The organism is Spirochaetota bacterium (assembly GCA_038043445.1).
In the GTDB taxonomy this organism is placed as follows: Bacteria; Spirochaetota; Brachyspiria; order Brachyspirales; family JACRPF01; genus JBBTBY01.
Window position 1 is genome coordinate 47,782 of the sequence record JBBTBY010000047.1, and the last position, 19,045, is coordinate 66,826.

Consider the following 19,045-nt stretch of genomic DNA (forward strand, 5'->3'; position numbering starts at 1 on the left):
AGGGCATATGCCCCGCCTTTTTTCATTCGTTCGGTGTTCGATCAATGCGCTTCGACGAGCTTGTCCTTCTTGATGAACGACATCATATCGCGGAGCTTCTTGCCCACGGTCTCGATGTCATGCTTCTGATACTTCTCGCGCAGTTTCTTGAATTCCGGATAACCCTTGTCGCATTCCTCGATCCACTGCTTCGCGAACGCGCCGCTTTGGATCTCTTTCAACACCTTGCGCATCTCATCCTTCGTTTTCTCGTTGATGATACGCGGACCGATCTTGTATCCGCCGTACTCGGCCGTGTCGGACACAGAGTAGTACATATCGGCGATGCCGCCGGCATAGATAAGGTCGACGATGAGCTTCGTTTCATGGAGGCATTCGAAATACGCCATTTCCGGGGCATAGCCGGCTTCAACGAGGGTCTCATAGCCCTTGATGATAAGGTCGGCAAGACCGCCGCAGAGCACGACTTGTTCGCCGAAAAGGTCGGTCTCGGTCTCTTCCTTGAACGATGTTTCGATGACGCCGGCGCGCGTTCCGCCCAGTCCCTTCGCGTATGCAAGGGCGATATCCTTTGCCTTGCCGCTCGCGTCCTTTTCAATGGCGATAAGACACGGTATGCCCGAGCCGTTGACGTATTCGCGGCGAAGCGTGTGTCCCGGACCCTTGGGGGCTATCATGATGACATCGACGCCGTCCGGGGCAGCGATGCGTTTGAAGTGGATATTGAATCCGTGCGAGAAGCCGATGGACTTGCCCGGCTTCATATGCTGTTTGATCTCGGCTTCATAGACCTTTTTCTGCACCTGGTCGGGAAGGAGTATGTGTATTATGTCCGCTTTCGAAGCGGCATCGGACGCGCTCATCGGCGAAAAGCCGTCTTTTTTGGCCCGCTCGAAGTTGGGCGTGCCGGCGACCTCGGCGATGATGACGGTGAGGCCGGAATCGCGGAGGTTCTGCGCCTGCGCATGACCCTGTGAGCCGTAGCCGATTATCGCAATGGTCTTACCTTTGAGTATGTCAAGGTTGGCATCATTGTCGTAATAGATCTTCATGGTATCTCCTTTGGAATGGATAATAGGGGCGTCATTCTATATGGAACAGCCGAAATGTCAATCCAGCGCCCCTAGAACAGATGCATATATGCTCGCTCAATCCTTGATTTCATGGAACAACACTGTATAATAGTGATATCCGCCCAGGTCGTGTACCACAGAGAATACGCCGAAGAAAGCGAGACGTTCCCCTATGCGTTATATCGTCAATCTCCTCGAAGATATCGTCGAAAAATGCACGGATGAGTACCTCAAGGATGCCGGTGTCTCCGTAGATTCAAGCGTTAAATACGATATCATCGTATACACGCTCAACAAACTGCTTCCGCAGTACGTAGTAAGCGCGCGCGGCAAGCTCCATTCGATAAAGAACAACGAGAACGTACAGCACATCGCCGATATCTATCACTGCATACACGAAGGGTATGAGGTCGTACAGAAACGGCGCGGGTATTCGACGCGCGAGACGCTCCCGATAATCCCCGAAGACGGGCTCTATTGTGTGTACCCCGAGGTCATGGGCACCGTGTTCAACGGGAAAAGCTTCATGCGCCTTTCACGCGGCACGGTGAGCATGCTCGAGAACGAGGACCTCATCGCCCCCTACAACGGGAATTTCCCGAACCCCTATTCGATATCGGAAAAAACGAGCGGCCGCTACATGTTCCGGTTCAAGCCCAGGCGCGTGTACACCGAAGCGCTTGTCATGGCGGTGCTCACGCTTCGTATCGAAAGCCACGGGTTCGAACCGCATATCTCGCATGTGAAACTGCCGATAAGCCCGGTGCAATGCACGCGCAGCGAAGTGCCGGGGTTCACCACGCATATCGTCAACGATATCTATCTCACGGACTGATATGGCTTCACGGGGCGTCTATACCGAACGGATCACCGGCGTACAGAAGATCGGCGATGATTACCGTGTGATCACATTCAATGATGCGCCACTCGCGAGAACGGTAAAACCGGGGATGTTCTTCACCGCAGCATGCGGCGGGGGCACGGTGCTCCGCCGGCCGTTCGCCTTCATGGATGTTTCCGGCGATGAGATACGTGCACTGTACCGCATCGTCGGCACGGGTACGGAGAACCTCGCGAGGCTCTCCGTCGGCGATACGCTTTCCATCGTCGCACCGCTCGGCACGCCATTTCCCCTGCCGACAAAGGACAGGCGCACGATACTGGTCACCGGCGGTGTCGGCACGCCGCCGATGTATCTCCTTGCGAAACATCTGTCACCGCGTCATGAGGTGCATGTGTTCATCGGCGCTTCAACGCGCTCGCACCTGCTCTTCGCCGAGCAGTTCAGGAAGATAACCCCGCATGTGTTCTGTGCCACCGACGACGGGAGCTACGGCGAAAAGGGCACGGTCGTCGATCTGCTCAGGAAGAAATTCTCCCTCCCGCTCATGAGCGCGCTCGTGTATGCCTGCGGGCCCAAGCCCATGCTCCGCGCGCTTGCCGACTTTCTCGCCGTCAATAAGCTCACCGGCTATTTCTCGCTTGAAGCGCTCATGGGCTGCGGCTACGGCGTCTGCCTCGGCTGTGCGGTGACGACCAAGGACGGCTATAAGCTCTGCTGTTCCGACGGCCCGGTGTTCAAAGCGGATGAAGTGATATTCTAGCGCGCCTCGATCGCCCCTGCGGTCGGGCGTGACGAACGCTTCTTTCCGAAAAAATCATGTGCTGCGCGGTATCGGACGTCGTTCGTACGTACATGATCATCGGGCACCGTTGACGGTGTCTGCGATGCTATCGTATAGACATCGCCGTTCACGGTTATCGCGCTGCCGCCTTCCCGCGTGAGCGTGCTCCCGGCATCCTTGCCCTGTGCACGCCATTCCTCGAACGTGAACGACTCCTTACGCACACCGAAAAGCCATGGCGCGTTCTGTGAAAGCGAATATACGTTGTTCTCCGGATGGAAGGAGCGATATTTCTCCGTTCCCTGATCAGCATTCTGGAACACCATCGATATCGGGTTCGATGCGACGACAAGCGAATTGATGATATACGCGGGGCCGGTAAAATCCCAGAGCTTGTAATGGATGTTCGCTGTCGGCGTATCGTAGATCCAGGTGTTATGCAGGAACACCTGCCGCCACGTGTGATGATAATCGCCGTGGAACACGTTGAAGAAAATGTTGTTCACCCACACGATAGCGTCATCGGACGTGCCGGTGCCGGGGCTTTTCGTGAGCGTGCAGTTCTTCACGATGGTGCGTTCGATGCGCAGCACCCGATCGGAGATATCGGTACGGCGATGGCTCACGTCCATGGCGCCGTCCGCATACTTCATATCCCAGTTCTCGATATAGTTATTGAACAGGATGCCGTTCGGAGCGGAATGTATCTGTATGCCGTCCTTGTTCTCCCACGTGTCGCCGAAGGTATAATCGTGGATATAGCAATTCTGTATCGTCAGCCACTGTATGTCGCGTGCATTCGTCGAATAGCGGCGATAGAGTTTTCCGGATGCATCCATCTGCCCGCCCTCGATGAAGATGCCGATGCCGTTCCGGAAGAGGCCGTTCCCTTCGTAGTCGATGCCGGCTATCTCCACGCCGTCGATGAAGACATAACCGCAGTTCTCAATGCGCAGATGCACCTGGCTCAATGCGCCGGCGAAATACGAATTCCTGACAACGACCACATCGCAGTCCTCTATGAAAACGTCATGAGACCCGGCATTCTTCGCGTTCTTCTGGACAACATAGACATTGTCGACAACGACACTCTTGCACTCGCGGATATAATACATCGTCGTCTTGTACTTGTCGGCGGGCACATCCCATGAGACACGCACCGCGCGGTTCGTGAGATACACCGCCGGCATCTCCTCGAAGCGCTCTTTCGCTTTCATGCCGTCGACATCCGAGAATCGTACGGCACGTATATCCTTTTTTGCTATCGCCTTCCCCGTACCCATGTTCGCCCAATCGCTCATATACGCCGCGCTGTATTTTCCATGCTCCATGATGAACCCCGGGGCATCGACCGCGAGCACGGATATTGCCGCGACGCACATGATAATAACTGCTTTTTCCATTCTTCCGCCCGGTATATATCCCTCCGTCATCTCGATGCATGACAGTGCGATATACACATTTTTAATCTGCTCCGTCGGAGTATACTTCATTGCGATGCTTTTGTCATTGGAAAAAAAAGACATCTGCCTGCAGGAAGATGACACGCATATATCAGCAGCCAGCATGCATGCACAACGGCGTTCTATTGACAATTACCCGCTCACGCATATAGTTATTACGTGCGGCGCACCCTATCGTCGAAATTCCCGGATGCAGGGGGAGAACATGAAAAGCAAAGGAAAACAGAAGATCGATCTTTCGGGGATCCTTACGGCAAAGAACATCGTCATCGCCTCTGTTGTATTCGCAGCGCTCATCGTCGGTGCCGTGAGCTTCCAGGTCATTACACAGAAAATGATGTTCCAGACGCCGATGCTCGTAGAGGCGAAGCCGGTCATCACGTTCGTGAGCGGCAATGCGTTCGTGAGGAAACGCCCGTCCTCGGCGTGGGAGCTGGCGATGATCGGCCGCGAGCTTAAGAAAGGCTATGAGGTGAAGACGGAATCCGACTCGCGGATGGACATCCGCTTCCATGCGGGCACTGCGGCGACCATAACGGAGAACAGTATAGTGAAGATCGATGACCTCACGGTGAAGCGATTGAGCCTTGAACTTTCACGGGGCGCGTTCTTCGCCAAATTCGAGAAGCTCTTCAACAGCCATGATCTTCAGGTCATTACACCGGCGGCTATCGCCGCTGTGCGCGGCACCGAACTCGGTTTCGAGGTGAACGAAGAGCAGCCGAAGAAAGAAGAGAAAAAAGAAAAGAACACCGCGGGAACGAACGAAATGACGAATGCCGCTGAAAGATCGTACGCAACAACGGTGTACGCGCTTTCCGGCATTACCGAGGTGCATAATCCGCGCTTTCAGGAAAAGAAAATGCTCCTCTCGTATCAGAACAGGATAACGGTCAGCGAGGACGCGGCGCCGGAAGATGCCGAAAAGATGTCCGACGATGAGGTGGACCGGGTGCGCTCGAAGATGAACGCCATCCATTTCAATGAAGTACTGTTCATATCGGATAAGATCAATTTCCGCAAAGGGAGCGCCGAAATACAGAGCGTATCTTTCCCCGAGCTTGATAAGATAGGCACCATCATCAAGGCGAAGGGCGCGAAGATACGCATCGAAGGCCACACCGATTCACAGGGCGATGCCGTCTTCAATCAATCGCTTTCAATACGCCGCGCCGAAGCGATAAAGGCGTATCTTGTCGAGAAAGGCATCAATAAGGACCGCCTGGAAACAGTCGGCTACGGCACGAGCATGCCCATTTCCGATAATCGCACCGAGCAGGGGCGATCGATGAACCGCCGCGTGGAGTTCATCGTCGTCAAGTAAGCATCGGCCGCGCTATTTTCCCCATTTCGGCAGATACGGATGAAGCCGCGTACGCTCGGGTGCGGCAATGACCACACATTCGTGCGCCCCTTGTGTCAGTGCGCCGATATCGATGTGCACCATGCCGTTCGTATCCGAGAATGATGCTTTCGCCCCATTGAGCGTGACCGACCGTATCTCACCGCGGGAAAACAGTACCAGTGCCGGGCGCTTTACCGTCGTTCCTTTTCGATCGAAACGGAGCGTGATCGTCCCGTTCCGCTGCCATGCCTCCTGTATGGATATTCCGCTCCAGTCGGCAAGGAAGAAATTCTCATCCCGCGCGGCGAGCATGGCGGGGACAACGGCATAATTCCCGTGACGGCTTTCGCGCCACATCGCGGCTAATGCGGTGTCGACCGTCGCAAGATCGGCAGCGAGGGTGTCCGTCGGATAGTCGAGGAATGCACGCGCATGCAGACGCGACCATGGGCCGCCGATGATATCGTCCTCGCGCCACCCCGACGCATAGATATCAACGTTCTTTTCGAACGCCTCCGCTGCAGCGAGCGTATATGTCTTGTGAAAGAGCATCGTTTCCGGGGGAATGCCGATGCCGGCGGTATCATAGAGGCACGGAGGCCCCCGCCGCGCCGATATCGGACGCACATCAGGACCACCCTCCTTGAACCCGGTTATCGTCTGATCATCATCGGGAAGTGAATCCGAAAGAAAGCCGTTATTCTTTGCATATTTCCTGAAGTGCATCCGCGTGCGCATCGGCATCGCCTGTCGTGCCGACATGTATCTCCAGAAATCAGCCGTCCTAGTATCGCCAATGGCGTCGGCAATACGTGCATGCGCTATGGCGCCGGGCATCTCGGCATCGAGCATGTCAATGAACGATCCGCCGCCCCATTCCCGGCAGCCGGATGCCATATATCCCCAGTCGTGCATGGCGGTGAGAAAACGCGCCTCAAATTGCGAGAACGACCATGTCGACGCGGCAGTCGACCAGTCACCGGCGTACAGGGCGGCGATGTTGTCAAAGTACTGCTGATTTGCGCAAAATTCGTTGACGTCGTTGTATATATCCTGCCCCGTAGTGAATATCGTATTCACCGGGTAGGATATGCCCGAGAACGGCTCGGTCCGGTATTCCTGTATGGCCACCGGCTGGAAAAAATTCCACAGATGACGGTAGCCCGCGCACTGCTCATGTGCAGCGATCACACCGGGGGGCTCGAGTATAAAGCGGGACAGTATGCCGCTTAACTGCTTTCGCATATTCGCCAGATCGATATAATCGCATTCTTCCGGCGGCAGATAGCGGTTCGTCGCTTCCTGCCCGCCCCAGGCACGCCAGACGCCGTTCTCTTTTTTTGCGTAACGCCAGCCCCAGCGCATGGGGAGAAGAAAATGCTCCGTCGCGCTCTTTTGAAGCGCATCCGAACCCTCACGCGGGACTATGCCGAAGTGATCGCTCGGCGGCAGCGGCAACTCAAGAATGGTCTCGCGTCCCGATGCGATATAGAGCGGGCCGTTAGGGGTCTGACATCCCGAATAGACGACATCGTTGCGTATCTCCGAGAAACCTTTTCCCTTCTCGAATCCCGCGAGCGGCGGTATCGGTGACCACGATTCGGCGGTAACGTTCCAATCGCTTGTAACGGCTGTATGATCGAACACCGAGCGCACGACAGCGCACCCCTTCGCGCGGTCGATGACGAACGATTCAGTGCAGCGCACCGGGAGCGAAAGCGCCCGCGGCCACCAGAAGCGCATGAACTCTTCTATCTCCTTCACATCGCCTTGCGTCCAGCGCGCTTCCGTATCACCGTCATACCATTTCTCCCCTGAGGGGAAAAGAAGCATCATTCTTCCCGATGCTGCGGGAAAGCCCATGGTAATGCCTGTTCTGTTGGCGGACAATGACTCGGGTGCGCGCTCGAGCACAAGAAGGAAGGGGACATACGCGTTCGATCGGTCGGATGACGTCCAGCCGCCGATGACGCCGGCAGACAACGCCCCTTGCGCTTTGGCATATCGTATCACATCGCCGGTGCGGACATCCGCGGTGTTGCTGCGCAGGAACACAAGACCGCGCTGCTTGACCCCGGCGATGGTGAATTTCGACGCGTCGGTCTCCATGACAAGGCCGGGTACGGCGAGCGAAAGGATGGAGCGTACGGTGTTCTTCTGCTGCTTGGCGGTAATGGTCTTCGAAAACCAGTTGACAGCGCTCACGGTGAAATCGCTTCTCGCGGCGGTGCCGGCGATACGTAATTCGACGGGGCTTTTGCAGATCCCCGCATCGCCTTTATTGTTCTCTACGCGGACGAGGATGATGTTCTCCGCACCCGCTTTCACGATATCCTTCCTGACGGGATACGACCGCGGAGCGCTCCACCAGAATTCGGTGCGTTTATCGGTGGTGCCGACTTCAACACCGTTCACATATGCGGTATCGAAATCATCGATGGCGCCGAAATCAAGCTCGAGGTCTTTGCCCGCGAACCGCGAGGGGACATCGACGCGGAGTCGATACCAGGAGACATCATGTCTGCCCATGCCCTCCGCCTGCCAGAAACTCGGCACCGATATCGTTTTCCAGCCGTCGCCGGGGAGCGATGCCGGAGAGAACGCGCGTGCCGTGTCCGCGATGAAATCCCATGTCCCGGCAAGATCGACGGATTCAGCGTCGAGCGCGGAAGTGAAGAACATTATCTCCCGCTTCTTGTACACAAGGCTTCCCTTCTCCGTGAATTCGCCGACAAGCAGGCCGTCATTGTTCTTCCAGCCGAAACGGCCGAAATTGTTCTCCGATACACCCTGCTGCCAGGGACGTATTGTCCCGTCAGAAAGGCATGCGGTTTCATTCCCCGGTGTTCTTTCGGCTGCAGTAACAGCGGCAAGGTCCTTCTTCATGGCGTAATGGAGAATACGCACGAAGGCATCATCGTGGTACGGCGTTATCGGCGGCATGCGATAATCACGACCGAACCCGGCGCTCCAATAGTACACACTGCCCCTGCCGAGTTTTTTAACGGCAAGCGCGGGAACGCCGTCGGCGAATCGCAGCACGGTCTTTGCGCCGTCGAGTGCTTTCACCGCACAGTGCGCCTGGGGTATTTCGGTGTTCAGATCAAGCGCATTGGGCTTCTCAATAAGTGCCGCCGGTTCATCCTTTGATGTCATCGCGCAGGGAAGCATTTCCTCAAGCCCGGCAGCACCGAATCCGTACACGAGGATAGCACCGCCGCTCTCCGCATATCGCCTCACATTCTCCGCGATGGACATATACGGCGTATGCTGGCGCTCCGGGCGTTGTACCGTGTATATCTCGTCGCCGGTATCGGATGCCCCGAGAGGGAATGACGCAAGCTGGTATGAGACCGATGAATAGGTTTTTCCCTGCACTTTCTTCGCTTCACTGTCGGACGATATGACGACGCGGTTCAGTATGATGTTGAGCGACACCTCGCCCGGTTTCGCATCCCGCGGGAATGTGAGCCGATAGGGACCATCCTCGATGAGTTCCCCCGGTTTCCATGATGTCATCGGCTGTCTGAAATTATGGTCGTTATTGATGAGTATATTCTGTCCCTGCCGGTAATGCACCGCCATACGCTGATCCCAGGGCACGGCATCCGATGAGAGCAGCCGGAAAAAATAAATTGCGGTGAATTCCCCGCCGATGACCCGCCTTTTTGACAGGCGCACACCCTCGATGCGTATCACCGGCGCATTGAATTGACGGGAATAGATGACGAGCGGTGTATCGGCGGGAATGGGCAAGTTCCGCGGGAGCAGGGTGAAATCGAATCGGTTCGTGAACCGTCCGGCGAGCCATCGCATATACGGTACCTGCACATGGTCTTCACCGTTGATAGAAACGAGCACCGGTGCGGTGAACACAGATGATGTGAGTAGGAGAGCAAGGAACAGGATACGCTTCATGGTACCTCCGCGATCACCGTCACAGTATACCGGTGCGACGGGAAATGGCAATCAGCGTCAGTATACCCGGAGAGCGATGCCGGTAATGGTACGATTTCACCCCTTCGGCATGGTACGATTTCGCGCATGTTCCCGGAACGCCTCCGGTGTGCAGCCGAAACGGCGCTTGAAATGAGCATAGAAACGCTGATGCTGAAAATACCCGATACCAGCAAGAACAGCACTGACGGCGTCGGACGAATGCTCAAGGAGGAAAGCCGCCTTTCTCAATCGCAGATCGGTGAGATATGCCGTAATGCTCGCGCCGAACAGGGTGCGAAATCGTTTTGAGAAGTATTTCCTTTTCATGCCGAATCTTTCGGCTATCGATGCGAGGGCATCGCGGTTCGCATACTCGCTGTGTATGAAATTCGCGATGCGCTCGCGCTCGGAGATGATGCTCGATCCGCTGGCACGGCTTGTGGATGCACCGATGACAAGCCGCGGCGGGAGCAGTATCTTCCGTTCGCCGTTCTTTCCCGCTATGGTTTCAATAAGCTTTCTCACCGCGGTACGGCCGATGCCGTAGCGGTTCTGTTTCACGGTGGTAAGCGAGTTGCGCTCACGGTCATGGCGATAGGAGCGTACGCCGTCGGTCCCTGCAATGGCGATATCGCGCGGGATGCGCACCCGTTCGCCGGAAGCGAATTCCCAGAAATGATAGGCGACAGGGTCGTTCGTGAACACAATGGCCTCGGGAGGCGATTTCGCGGCGATGACTGCCTGGAACAATCGTTCGCGGTCCTTGTGACGCCACCCCGGGTGCACGGCAGGCAGACGATGGAATGTCCCGCTTAACGGATGATAATGTTCATAGAGAGGGACATCGCTGAACACCCAGCGCTCTTCAAAGGGAAGCTTGTTCGCATCGAGTGCTCTGCGAAATCCGCGATAACGCGCGAGCACCGGTTCCATCATGCCGAGCGTGAACAGCCCGATGCGGGTATAGCCCTCATCGCACAGATGCCGTACGATGAGCGACACGGCATCCTCTTCCGCAGCGCCGACATACAGGCCGTTCGGATCGCGGCTGTCTATGAGCGTGCTCACGAGGGGAATGCGCGCAGCAAGCCGACGGAACACCGTGCGTTCCATGGCATGCCAGTGCATGACGATAATAACGCCGTCGAACGCGCGGTATGTCCGTTCCCGAATGAAATCATCGACCGCTGTGTCGATCAGGGTGACCGTGGCCGCATTCGCGTCCGCTTCATCGATCACACCGCGAATGAGATCGATAAGCGATGGCAGCGACGCCGTTGATGGCAGTGAAGTGAGAAAGCAGAGGTTCATCGCAGTGATCTGTCCATTCGCAGCGAGGTCATGCTTCCTTTTCGGGTGCGGTCTTCGGGTCTTTTTTCATCGAGTCCAACAGCGCCCTGACGAATACTTCAACGCCCACCTTAAGCGCGGTGAAGAGCACAAGCAGCAGTATCGAAGCGGCGGCTTTCGAGAATAACCCGACGATGATGCCGATGAATGCGCCGAGGATTATCGTAAGATGCACCGGGATGATGCGCGCATAGGGCGTCATCATCATGCCGGCGATGTTCGGCGGAGGGGCGTTCTCCCGTTTTCTGCGAACCGAATCCCCCGCGAAGGTGATGAGATTGCTGATAAAAAGAACAAGTGCGCCCGCCGCGATGAAGTAAACGTTCACCGTTCCGCCGCCGAAGATCTCAGGAAGTGCCTGCGAAAGGAACACTGCGTATACCACGTGGAAGAATCCGTAATGGAAGAGGAAGAAGATGGCCATGAATATCTTAAGCCCATCGGATGCCGGCGGTTTCATTCCCGTACCGCCAACGCCGCTCGTATCGTATTCCTTAAGGGACAGCATGCGTATGACATTCAGAAGGCCGATGGCCACACTTTCCGCCCAGAACGCCCATATCACCGAAAGCGTGTCCATGCGGAGCACGAGCGCACCGGCGGCAACGGCGACATTCGCCAGTATCGTCATCCACACGGAACGCTGTCTTAAAAGCGAGCGGATATCGATATTGCGAAGCGCCTGATTGATGTCTGCCATGGCTTCCTCCGAAGAACAGTATATTCCGGGCGCAGGGGGCGTCAAGCGCAGAAGCGTATTCTTCGCGTTGAAATATTACCCCCCCGTGATATAATCACTGCCGTCCGGGATGTCCGTCCCGCCCAAGGAGCACTACGCGTGCACGCACTACGATACATCATTCTGTCCGCCGTGCTGTCGGCGCTCTTGTTCCCGCAGCCGAAGATAGCGGAAAGCAGCGAGGTCGTGAATTTGCTCGTTGCGAACCAGCAGCACCTTTCCTCGTTCCGCGGCCGTTTCATCGAGCGCAACGGCACGACCGTGACCAAGGGTGAAGTATGCTATAAACGCCCCAATAAATTCATGCTCGAATATAAAAGCCCCAAGTCGGTGGTCACCGGCGATAACGGGAAGAACCAGGCTGTCGTGTGCAATGGTACGAAGCTGTGGATATATCTCCCGCGTATACACGTGGTGAGCGAACAGGATGTCAAGACCGAGGTCGCGGGCCTGTACACCGGCAAGGGCGTTCTTCGCCTGAAAGAGGATTATTATTTCAATTTCTTCGGCAAGCGGGAAATGGAAGAACTTCGCGCGTTCCGCGCAACCGATCTTACCGGCAGCGAAAAGAAGACCGATGCTGTCGACGAATATCTTGAGCAGGACGCCCGGCAGGCCTATCATATGTTCCTGACGCCCAAACCGCATTTAAAGACGACGGACAAGGCGGGCTTCACGAGCATCCATGTATGGATCGATAAGAGCGGCATGATACTGCGCTCACTGGGCGTATCGACGACGCGCAAGGCGGTCGAGTACGTGTTCAGCGATATCGAGCGCAATGTCGACATCAACGACGCGACGTTCGACTTTCTCATACCGGACAATGTGCAGGTGGTGCGCAACAATCTGGTCGCGCCGAAGAAGAAGAAAGAGGATAAAGACAAGGACGAGGAGAAATAACGTGGAATCACTGGGTACGATACTCACGCGTGCGCGCGAGCAGAAGAAATGGACCATCGAGGACCTGCACAAGCAGACGCGCATAAGCAAGAAATATCTTGAGGCGCTCGAGAAGGAAAGTTACGGCGACATTCCGGGCGATATCTACGTCAAAGGGTTCATCAGGAACGTTTCCATACGCCTCGGGCTCGATGCGGACAAGATGGTCGAGCTCTTCACCCGCACGAAGATGTCCGAAGCGCCGGCGCCGTACGAGGAACTCCTCAAGGGCGGATCCGACGACAAACGCAAATATCTCCCCTGGGCCATCACGGTGCTCGGTGCCGTGCTCCTTATCGGCATCACGGCGGTCATCGTCAAGATGTCGGGCTCGGTACGCATGCCGGGGGCGACGTTCTCCGACGGCGGGTCCGGCCATGAAAAGAACATCGTCGAGGACCGTGCATCGGTGCAGGTCCGTTCGGGCGATACCGTGTTCTTCCGGCCACTCGGTGTTTCAGCGACCATTAAAGTGCTCGCCGTCGGCAATACGGTAAAAACGCTCCTCAATGAAAAAGAGGTGGTGCTCGCAAAAGGCAATCCCATCATGGCGGACCTCAATCGGAACAGCTTCCCGGATTTCCGCATGAACCTCGTTGATGTCATCGAGGATGTCGCCATGATAGAAGTGGAAAAGGTCGAAGAGGCGATGGTCGAAACGACGAACACCTTCGCGACGAACGCCGTCACACAGCCCGTCGATCGACCGGAGTACAAGACCGTCGGCGATACGATGTATCTCATGGAGAACGTCGACAAGGAACCGCTCAAGATAAACCTCGTGGCGAAGAATTTCGTCTATGTACGGTACTTCGTTGATGCGGAGAAACCGCAGGTGCGGTCGCTGCCGTCGGGACGCACGCTCGATCTTACCGGCACGGATTCCATACAGCTTACCATCGGGAATGCAGGCTCGCTCCTCGTACGGATAAACGGCAAAAGCGTATCATTCGGCCGCGAAGGCGATGTGGCGAACAAGACGATCAAATGGGTGAAGAACCCGGACAATGAGATGAAGTACCATCTCATCGTCGTCACCACGAAGTAGCGCGCATGGAACGGTACATAGAAAAGGCGAAGACGCTCGTCGAGGCGCTCCCGTACATACGCCTGTTCAACGGCAAGACCATCGTCATAAAATACGGCGGCTCGGCCATGGTCGAGGACGCGCTCAGAAGTCACGTGCTCGAGGATATCGTCCTCATGCGGCTTGTCGGCATCAATCCTGTCGTGGTCCACGGCGGGGGAAAGCATATCACCGAGCTTTCAAAGCGATTGGGCATCGAAAGCAAATTCGTGAACGGCCTGCGCGTGACCGACAGCGAAACGATGATGATAACGCAGATGGTGCTCGCCGGCCTCATCAACAAGGACATTGTTGCGGACATAGCCCTTCTCGGCGGCAAGGCCTGCGGCATTTCCGGCAAGGACGGCGGGCTTATCATGGCGACGAAAAAATCCGACACGAGCGGCACCGATTACGGCTTCGTCGGTGATATAGAGCAGGTGAACCCCGAGCTTCTGCGCATTCTCGAGGAGAATTCGTATATCCCCGTCGTATCGCCGGTCGGCACGGACGATCAGGGCGATTCGCTCAATATCAATGCCGACGTAGCGGCGGCACGCATCGCCGAGGAATTGAAAGCGGAAAAGATAATCTATCTCACCGATGTCGACGGCATACTCCGCAATAAAAAAGACCCCTCGACGCTCATACCCGTCGTAAGCGCATCCGGGATAGAGACGTTGAAACGCGAGGGCATCATCGAATCCGGTATGATACCGAAGGTGGACGCCTGCGTGCGTGCATTGAACCGCGGCGTGGGGAAAGTGCATATCATCAACGGTACCGTGCCGCATGCGCTTATCCTCGAGGTGTTCACCGACAGCGGTATCGGGACCGAGATAACCCAGGGCTGACATTGACAGCGTGAAACGTACGAACGGGAGAGCCATATGGAAATAAAAAAAATTCCCTACGAAGGGATAGACAACTGCTACGAATGCATCGCCGACGGGAAGCGTCTCGTCATAACTGCCGCGTTCGGTCCGCGCATACTCCATGCGAGCGTCGGGAAAAGCGGGAACCTGCTCTACATCGATACGAAGCGCGAACTGGGACTCGGCGACTGGAAGATATACGGCGGGCACCGGCTCTGGACGAGCCCGGAGGCGAACGATTCCTACAGCCCGGATAATTTCCCCTGCACGGTACGCGTCGAGAACGGCGAATGCGCAGTGACGTTCCTTGATGAAAAGACCGACCTTGAAAAAAGCATCATCATCGGCTATGAAGAAGGCCGCTTCCGCATAACACATCGCTTCATCAACCGCGGTATTTTTCTCTATCCGGCGGCGCTCTGGGCGCTTACCTGCGTGAAGCCCGCCGGCACCGTGTTCATCCCCTGGGGCTCGCGCTCGAAGGAATGGGAGACAAAAAAGATCATCTACTGGAAAAAATGGGGCGGTGTTCACTCATCGACGCTTAGAAGTCCGCAATATGTCGAAGGCGATGACCTCTTCCTCGTGAAGCCTACCGGCGAAGAGGGAAAGATCGGCACCGCGGGGCATGAAGGCTTCATCGGCATATCGACGCCTCAGGCTACGTTCATGAAGTCATTCACACGCCAGCACGGTGCGGTGTATCCGGACGATAATTGCGCCATCGAATGCTATACCTGCGATAAATTCATCGAGCTTGAAACACTTTCGCCGGAGTATATGCTCGAGCCCAACGTCACGTATGAGCACACGGAAGAATGGCTGCTTATCGACAGTGCGGTCGATCCGAACGACGGCGCGGCGGTACGGCGACTTCTCTCATAGCATCGGAGAGTGAGGGACTCGAACCCCCAAGCGATTGCTCGCGGCGGTTTTCAAGACCGCTACCTTACCAATTAGGCTAACTCTCCCGGGCAGGCGGGATTATATCATCCGCCGGATACGATTGCAATTCCGCCGGGCTGTCAGCGATTGCGCCGGTCGTCGGACGGGAAAAGGAGCAGATTGGGATTATCCTTGATGCGTTCGGTGAACTCACGAAGGTTCTTCGACGATATCTTCAGGTCCTCGTATATCTTGTCGTCCTTAAGGAGCCGCCCGATGCCGGTCTTGCCGTCATCGAGCTGCTTGGCAATGCGATTGATCGATATGACCATGGACGTCGCATTGCTGAGCGCAATATCCATATTCCGTATGGCCCCGGTGCTCCGCGCTATCGCCTCATTGATGGAGTCCTTGTTCGAGACGACCACGTCCCCCATGATGCGGATGTCCGCGCTGAAGAGCGATAATTCCTTGGACATCACGATGACGCTCTTTTTGCTCTCGTGGATTATCTCGCTTAAGTCGACGAACATCGAGAGTGTGCCTTTGAGAAAGCCCACGAATTCCTCTTTGGAGAATTCCTTGGTGATATCGCTTAACGAGCTGATGGCGCCTTCGAGCGAGAGGGGATCGTTCCCGCGGACGACGTCGCCATGCTTGAGCTTATCCCCCGGTACGCCGACGGGCGGGATGACGAGGATATATTTTTCACCGAGCCCCATGCCGACGGTGTAGATGGCGAACTTGCAGTTCTGGTACAGCGGTATCTTCGTGTCCTCGATGATAGTGGTGACGCGCACCATATCGTTCGTAGTTATCTCCACCTTGTCCACGTAGCCGATGGCGAACCCGCCGCGATACTGCACTTTCGCGCCGGCGCGCAGATCGCCGAGGAAACTGAAATCGATCGCTACCGTGTAGCCGCGCTTGAAGAGCCTCACCTGCCCGACGATGATGATGCCTGCGATGAGAATGACCGCGGCGGCAATAACGAAAATACCGACCTTTACTTCGTTCTTCATAGCGGTACCCGTTCCCCCGGAAAGGTTAACATAACAGGACGATGGTACCAGAGCCGGCGTGTTTTGTCAAGGTCGCTACGCCGGTGCGCCATATCTGTTCGCGTTTCCCTTGCCCGCTGACGGGCGGCGGCAGGCCATCGGCGATACGCCGCACTTGCGTTTGAACAGCCGTGAGAAATAGTACGCATCGCGAAAGCCGAGCTGCTTTGCGATCTCTCGCACGGAAAGATCGGTCACCGTCAGGAGGCGCTCGGCATCGCGCATCTGTATGTCAATGCGGTACTGCACGGGGGATACGCCGAACGCGCGCTTGAAGCTGCGGATGAGATAATGCTGCGACATGCCGATGGATGCGAATGCGCGCCGCGCGGAGAAATCGCCGTCATGGATGCTGTCGACTATCGCGTATTCCATCGCCTGCACATGCGGCGGACGTTTCGGCACGGAAACGCGTTCACCGAGGACGGCAAGGAGCACATCGAGCGCCGTGTCGCAGACCATGCGCCAGCGGCCGCCCCTCCTGAGATATTCACGGCAGATGATGCCGAGGAGCGAACGATACGTGCCGTGCGCGTCATCGGACACCGTACTGACGCAATCATGGGTGAAACGGTGAAAGCGCATCCAGTAGCTCGCATACGCGCCGCGCGACAACTCATCGTGCTCAGTATGGGGGGGATATGCGATAAGCGTTCCGGGAGAGAAAGGGATGCTCTCACGCGCCGTTCTCGACACTCCCCTCCCCGACAGATAATACACTATCTCCCAGGTGTCATGCGTATGCTTCTGGTTGATACGCCGCGGGAAGCGCGCCGTACCTATCTGGATGAGATTGTGCATGCTGCGAGTATATCCGCCGAGGTCCATTTTGTCCATCACGGTCGAACGCGGCGAGTGACTTTCAATTGCAGGCACTCTATGCCGCCATATGAAAAAGCACGGGGTTTTACCCCGCGTTTGTTTTATCACACATGCTGTACACGGGGTCAAGACCCCATGCGCCATACCTGCAAAGAAAAGCCGCTCGCCTGAACGCATACGTTCCCCCTGCGGTCAATCCGCTCCATGCCGGTCAATCGGTGCACTGTACATTTCGCCGGTATCGTATTATCTTAATCGTCGAGGTGCCCGCCCATGAACATCATCGTCATTCTCTGCGACACGCTTCGGCGCGATCATTGCGGGCCGTACCATCACGGCAGACCGCTCAACGAAGTGTACAGCCCCGAGGCGCCCGCATGGACGGTGCCGACGCCTCATATGGATGCGCTCGCAGCACGCGGCGTTACCTTCGATAATTGTTTCTGCGGGAGCACGCCATGCATGCCGGCGCGTCGCGACATCTATACCGGCAGATATGAATTCCTTGAGCGCGGCTGGGGGCCGCTCGAGGAGGATGACATCGATCTCCCGCGCCTTGTGTCCGGACCGCCCAATCAGTCGATGGAGGTCATGAAAAAGCACGGGCATACTGTCAGCGAACTTATCACCGATCATTTCCATCTGTGGGAGCAGGGCGCCGGGAATTATCACATGGGGTATACGGGTTTTGAATTCATACGCGGGTGCGAGGCGGATAATTACCGCACCGACCCCGTCGACTTTTTCATACCCGAAGCCGACCGCCTGTACAAAATAGAACGCCATTGGCGCAACCGCCATTTCACGCAGACGAATTCGGATGAGACATTCACGGCGCGAACGTTCAAGGCAGCGGCGGGCTGGATAGAACACAATCATTCGCATAAGGATTTCTATCTGCACGTCGACTGTTTCAATCCGCATGAGCCGCTCGACCCCCCGGAAGAATACGTGAAGCTGTTCGACCCGAACGGTTATTCGGTGCCGGGATGGCAGAGCGTGTGGCCGTACGATCTCTGGAAGGGAAAGCTCACGCCGGAGCAGTTCACGAGCGTACGCGCGCGCTATGCGGCGAAGGTCGTCGAAGTGGACCGTTGGCTCGGACACTTCATGAATGCCATGGACAGGCTCGACCTTTGGAAGAATACGATGGTCATGCTCACCACCGATCACGGGACGTTCAACGGCGATCACGGCCGGACGGGGAAATTGCAGACGCATGAGTTCGATGCCGTGGGTCATATACCGTTCATCTGTGCGCATCCAACCGCACGCGGACGGCAGAGCCAGCTCGTACAGCTCGTCGATATCTTCCCCACCGTGCTTGCCGCCGCCGGGAAAAATATCCCGAAGCACATACACGGTGTGAACCTCATGCCGCTCTTCGATGACGCGGCAGCGAAGACACGTCCGTATGCCGTGATGGGGCAGTTCGGTAAAAGCGTGTCGATCACCGACGGGCAATGGATACTGCATCAAAGCCCTGTCGCGGGGAACAAGCCGCTCAACTGGTACGGGTATTCGCTCGCGAAATTCCTTCATTGCGATCTCGGTGAATTCAAGGACGGCAAACGCCCCGTATTGAACGAACGGTCATGGGATACGCCGACATGGCTTTCCGACAAAACCACCGATATGAGCGAAACCGTGGATCTCGCTGAAAAAGAGCCGCAACGTCTGGCGGCCATGCAAAGAGCGCTTGCGGACTTCATACGATCGCTCGATCTGAGAGGCGATGCGGCACGGGAGCAATGTGAACGCCTCGGGATAACACGCTGACTCTCGGAACTATTCCGCTCTTCGGCAGGAAAACTTGCGATTGAAAAAAACAGAGTGATATGGTATAGTCAACGGGCTGTT

General features: G+C 56.2%; 15 protein-coding genes and 1 tRNA gene. 8 read left to right on the forward strand and 8 right to left on the reverse strand.

All coding sequences use genetic code 11. The features are described from left to right. Window positions 1-41: 41 nt before the first annotated feature. On the reverse strand, window positions 42-1,052 hold the full coding sequence (gene ilvC / locus AABZ39_07320) for a ketol-acid reductoisomerase (protein ID MEK6794570.1): 1,011 nt from the start codon (window positions 1,050-1,052) through the stop codon (window positions 42-44). 193 nt (window positions 1,053-1,245) lie between these two features. Between ilvC and AABZ39_07325 the strand changes: the two genes are divergently transcribed. Beyond that, a complete protein-coding gene (locus AABZ39_07325; protein ID MEK6794571.1) occupies window positions 1,246-1,908 on the forward strand; it encodes a late competence development ComFB family protein in 663 nt (220 codons plus the stop codon). 1 nt (window position 1,909) lies between these two features. Next, complete coding sequence (locus AABZ39_07330) at window positions 1,910-2,677, forward strand: dihydroorotate dehydrogenase electron transfer subunit (protein MEK6794572.1); 768 nt, start codon at window positions 1,910-1,912, stop codon at window positions 2,675-2,677. On the opposite strand, the gene AABZ39_07335 is transcribed toward AABZ39_07330, so the two are convergent. After that, window positions 2,674-4,101: a hypothetical protein gene (locus tag AABZ39_07335; GenBank protein MEK6794573.1), complete on the reverse strand. Its 1,428-nt coding sequence runs from the start codon at window positions 4,099-4,101 to the stop codon at window positions 2,674-2,676. The genes AABZ39_07330 and AABZ39_07335 overlap by 4 nt on opposite strands. A gap of 265 nt (window positions 4,102-4,366) precedes the next feature. Between AABZ39_07335 and AABZ39_07340 the strand changes: the two genes are divergently transcribed. Beyond that, a complete protein-coding gene (locus AABZ39_07340) occupies window positions 4,367-5,485 on the forward strand; it encodes an OmpA family protein (GenBank protein MEK6794574.1) in 1,119 nt (372 codons plus the stop codon). 12 nt (window positions 5,486-5,497) lie between these two features. On the opposite strand, the gene AABZ39_07345 is transcribed toward AABZ39_07340, so the two are convergent. The 3 genes from AABZ39_07345 to AABZ39_07355 form a co-directional block, all read right to left on the reverse strand. Beyond that, entirely contained in the window at window positions 5,498-9,424 is a 3,927-nt protein-coding gene (locus AABZ39_07345; GenBank protein MEK6794575.1) for a hypothetical protein, read from the reverse strand. 96 nt (window positions 9,425-9,520) lie between these two features. After that, on the reverse strand, window positions 9,521-10,756 hold the full coding sequence (locus tag AABZ39_07350; protein MEK6794576.1) for a substrate-binding domain-containing protein: 1,236 nt from the start codon (window positions 10,754-10,756) through the stop codon (window positions 9,521-9,523). Window positions 10,757-10,784: 28 nt separating this feature from the next. Next, the gene (locus tag AABZ39_07355) at window positions 10,785-11,495 is read right to left on the reverse strand and encodes a DUF6498-containing protein (protein MEK6794577.1); all 711 of its coding nucleotides are present in this window, start codon (window positions 11,493-11,495) and stop codon (window positions 10,785-10,787) included. A 138-nt stretch (window positions 11,496-11,633) separates the two neighbouring features. Between AABZ39_07355 and AABZ39_07360 the strand changes: the two genes are divergently transcribed. The 4 genes from AABZ39_07360 to AABZ39_07375 are packed head-to-tail and all read left to right on the forward strand — an operon-like array spanning window position 11,634 to window position 15,302. Next, window positions 11,634-12,437, forward strand: coding sequence for an outer-membrane lipoprotein carrier protein LolA (locus AABZ39_07360; GenBank protein MEK6794578.1), 804 nt, complete (start codon window positions 11,634-11,636; stop codon window positions 12,435-12,437). A 1-nt stretch (window position 12,438) separates the two neighbouring features. Continuing rightward, window positions 12,439-13,524 carry a RodZ domain-containing protein gene (locus AABZ39_07365; GenBank protein MEK6794579.1) on the forward strand — a complete coding sequence of 362 codons (1,086 nt, stop codon included), beginning with the start codon at window positions 12,439-12,441 and terminating at the stop codon, window positions 13,522-13,524. A gap of 5 nt (window positions 13,525-13,529) precedes the next feature. Further along, a complete protein-coding gene (argB, locus tag AABZ39_07370) occupies window positions 13,530-14,396 on the forward strand; it encodes an acetylglutamate kinase (protein ID MEK6794580.1) in 867 nt (288 codons plus the stop codon). A 36-nt stretch (window positions 14,397-14,432) separates the two neighbouring features. Continuing rightward, window positions 14,433-15,302: a hypothetical protein gene (locus tag AABZ39_07375; protein MEK6794581.1), complete on the forward strand. Its 870-nt coding sequence runs from the start codon at window positions 14,433-14,435 to the stop codon at window positions 15,300-15,302. Window positions 15,303-15,305: 3 nt separating this feature from the next. Here AABZ39_07375 and AABZ39_07380 read toward each other — a convergent pair. The 3 genes from AABZ39_07380 to AABZ39_07390 form a co-directional block, all read right to left on the reverse strand. Continuing rightward, window positions 15,306-15,388, reverse strand: a tRNA-Ser gene (locus tag AABZ39_07380). A 54-nt stretch (window positions 15,389-15,442) separates the two neighbouring features. After that, window positions 15,443-16,324, reverse strand: coding sequence for an MlaD family protein (locus AABZ39_07385; protein ID MEK6794582.1), 882 nt, complete (start codon window positions 16,322-16,324; stop codon window positions 15,443-15,445). A 75-nt stretch (window positions 16,325-16,399) separates the two neighbouring features. Further along, the gene (locus tag AABZ39_07390) at window positions 16,400-17,164 is read right to left on the reverse strand and encodes an AraC family transcriptional regulator (GenBank protein MEK6794583.1); all 765 of its coding nucleotides are present in this window, start codon (window positions 17,162-17,164) and stop codon (window positions 16,400-16,402) included. Window positions 17,165-17,458: 294 nt separating this feature from the next. Here AABZ39_07390 and AABZ39_07395 point away from each other — a divergent pair, with 294 nt between their 5' ends. Continuing rightward, the gene (locus AABZ39_07395) at window positions 17,459-18,964 is read left to right on the forward strand and encodes a sulfatase (protein MEK6794584.1); all 1,506 of its coding nucleotides are present in this window, start codon (window positions 17,459-17,461) and stop codon (window positions 18,962-18,964) included. The last annotated feature ends 81 nt before the right edge of the window (window positions 18,965-19,045 follow it).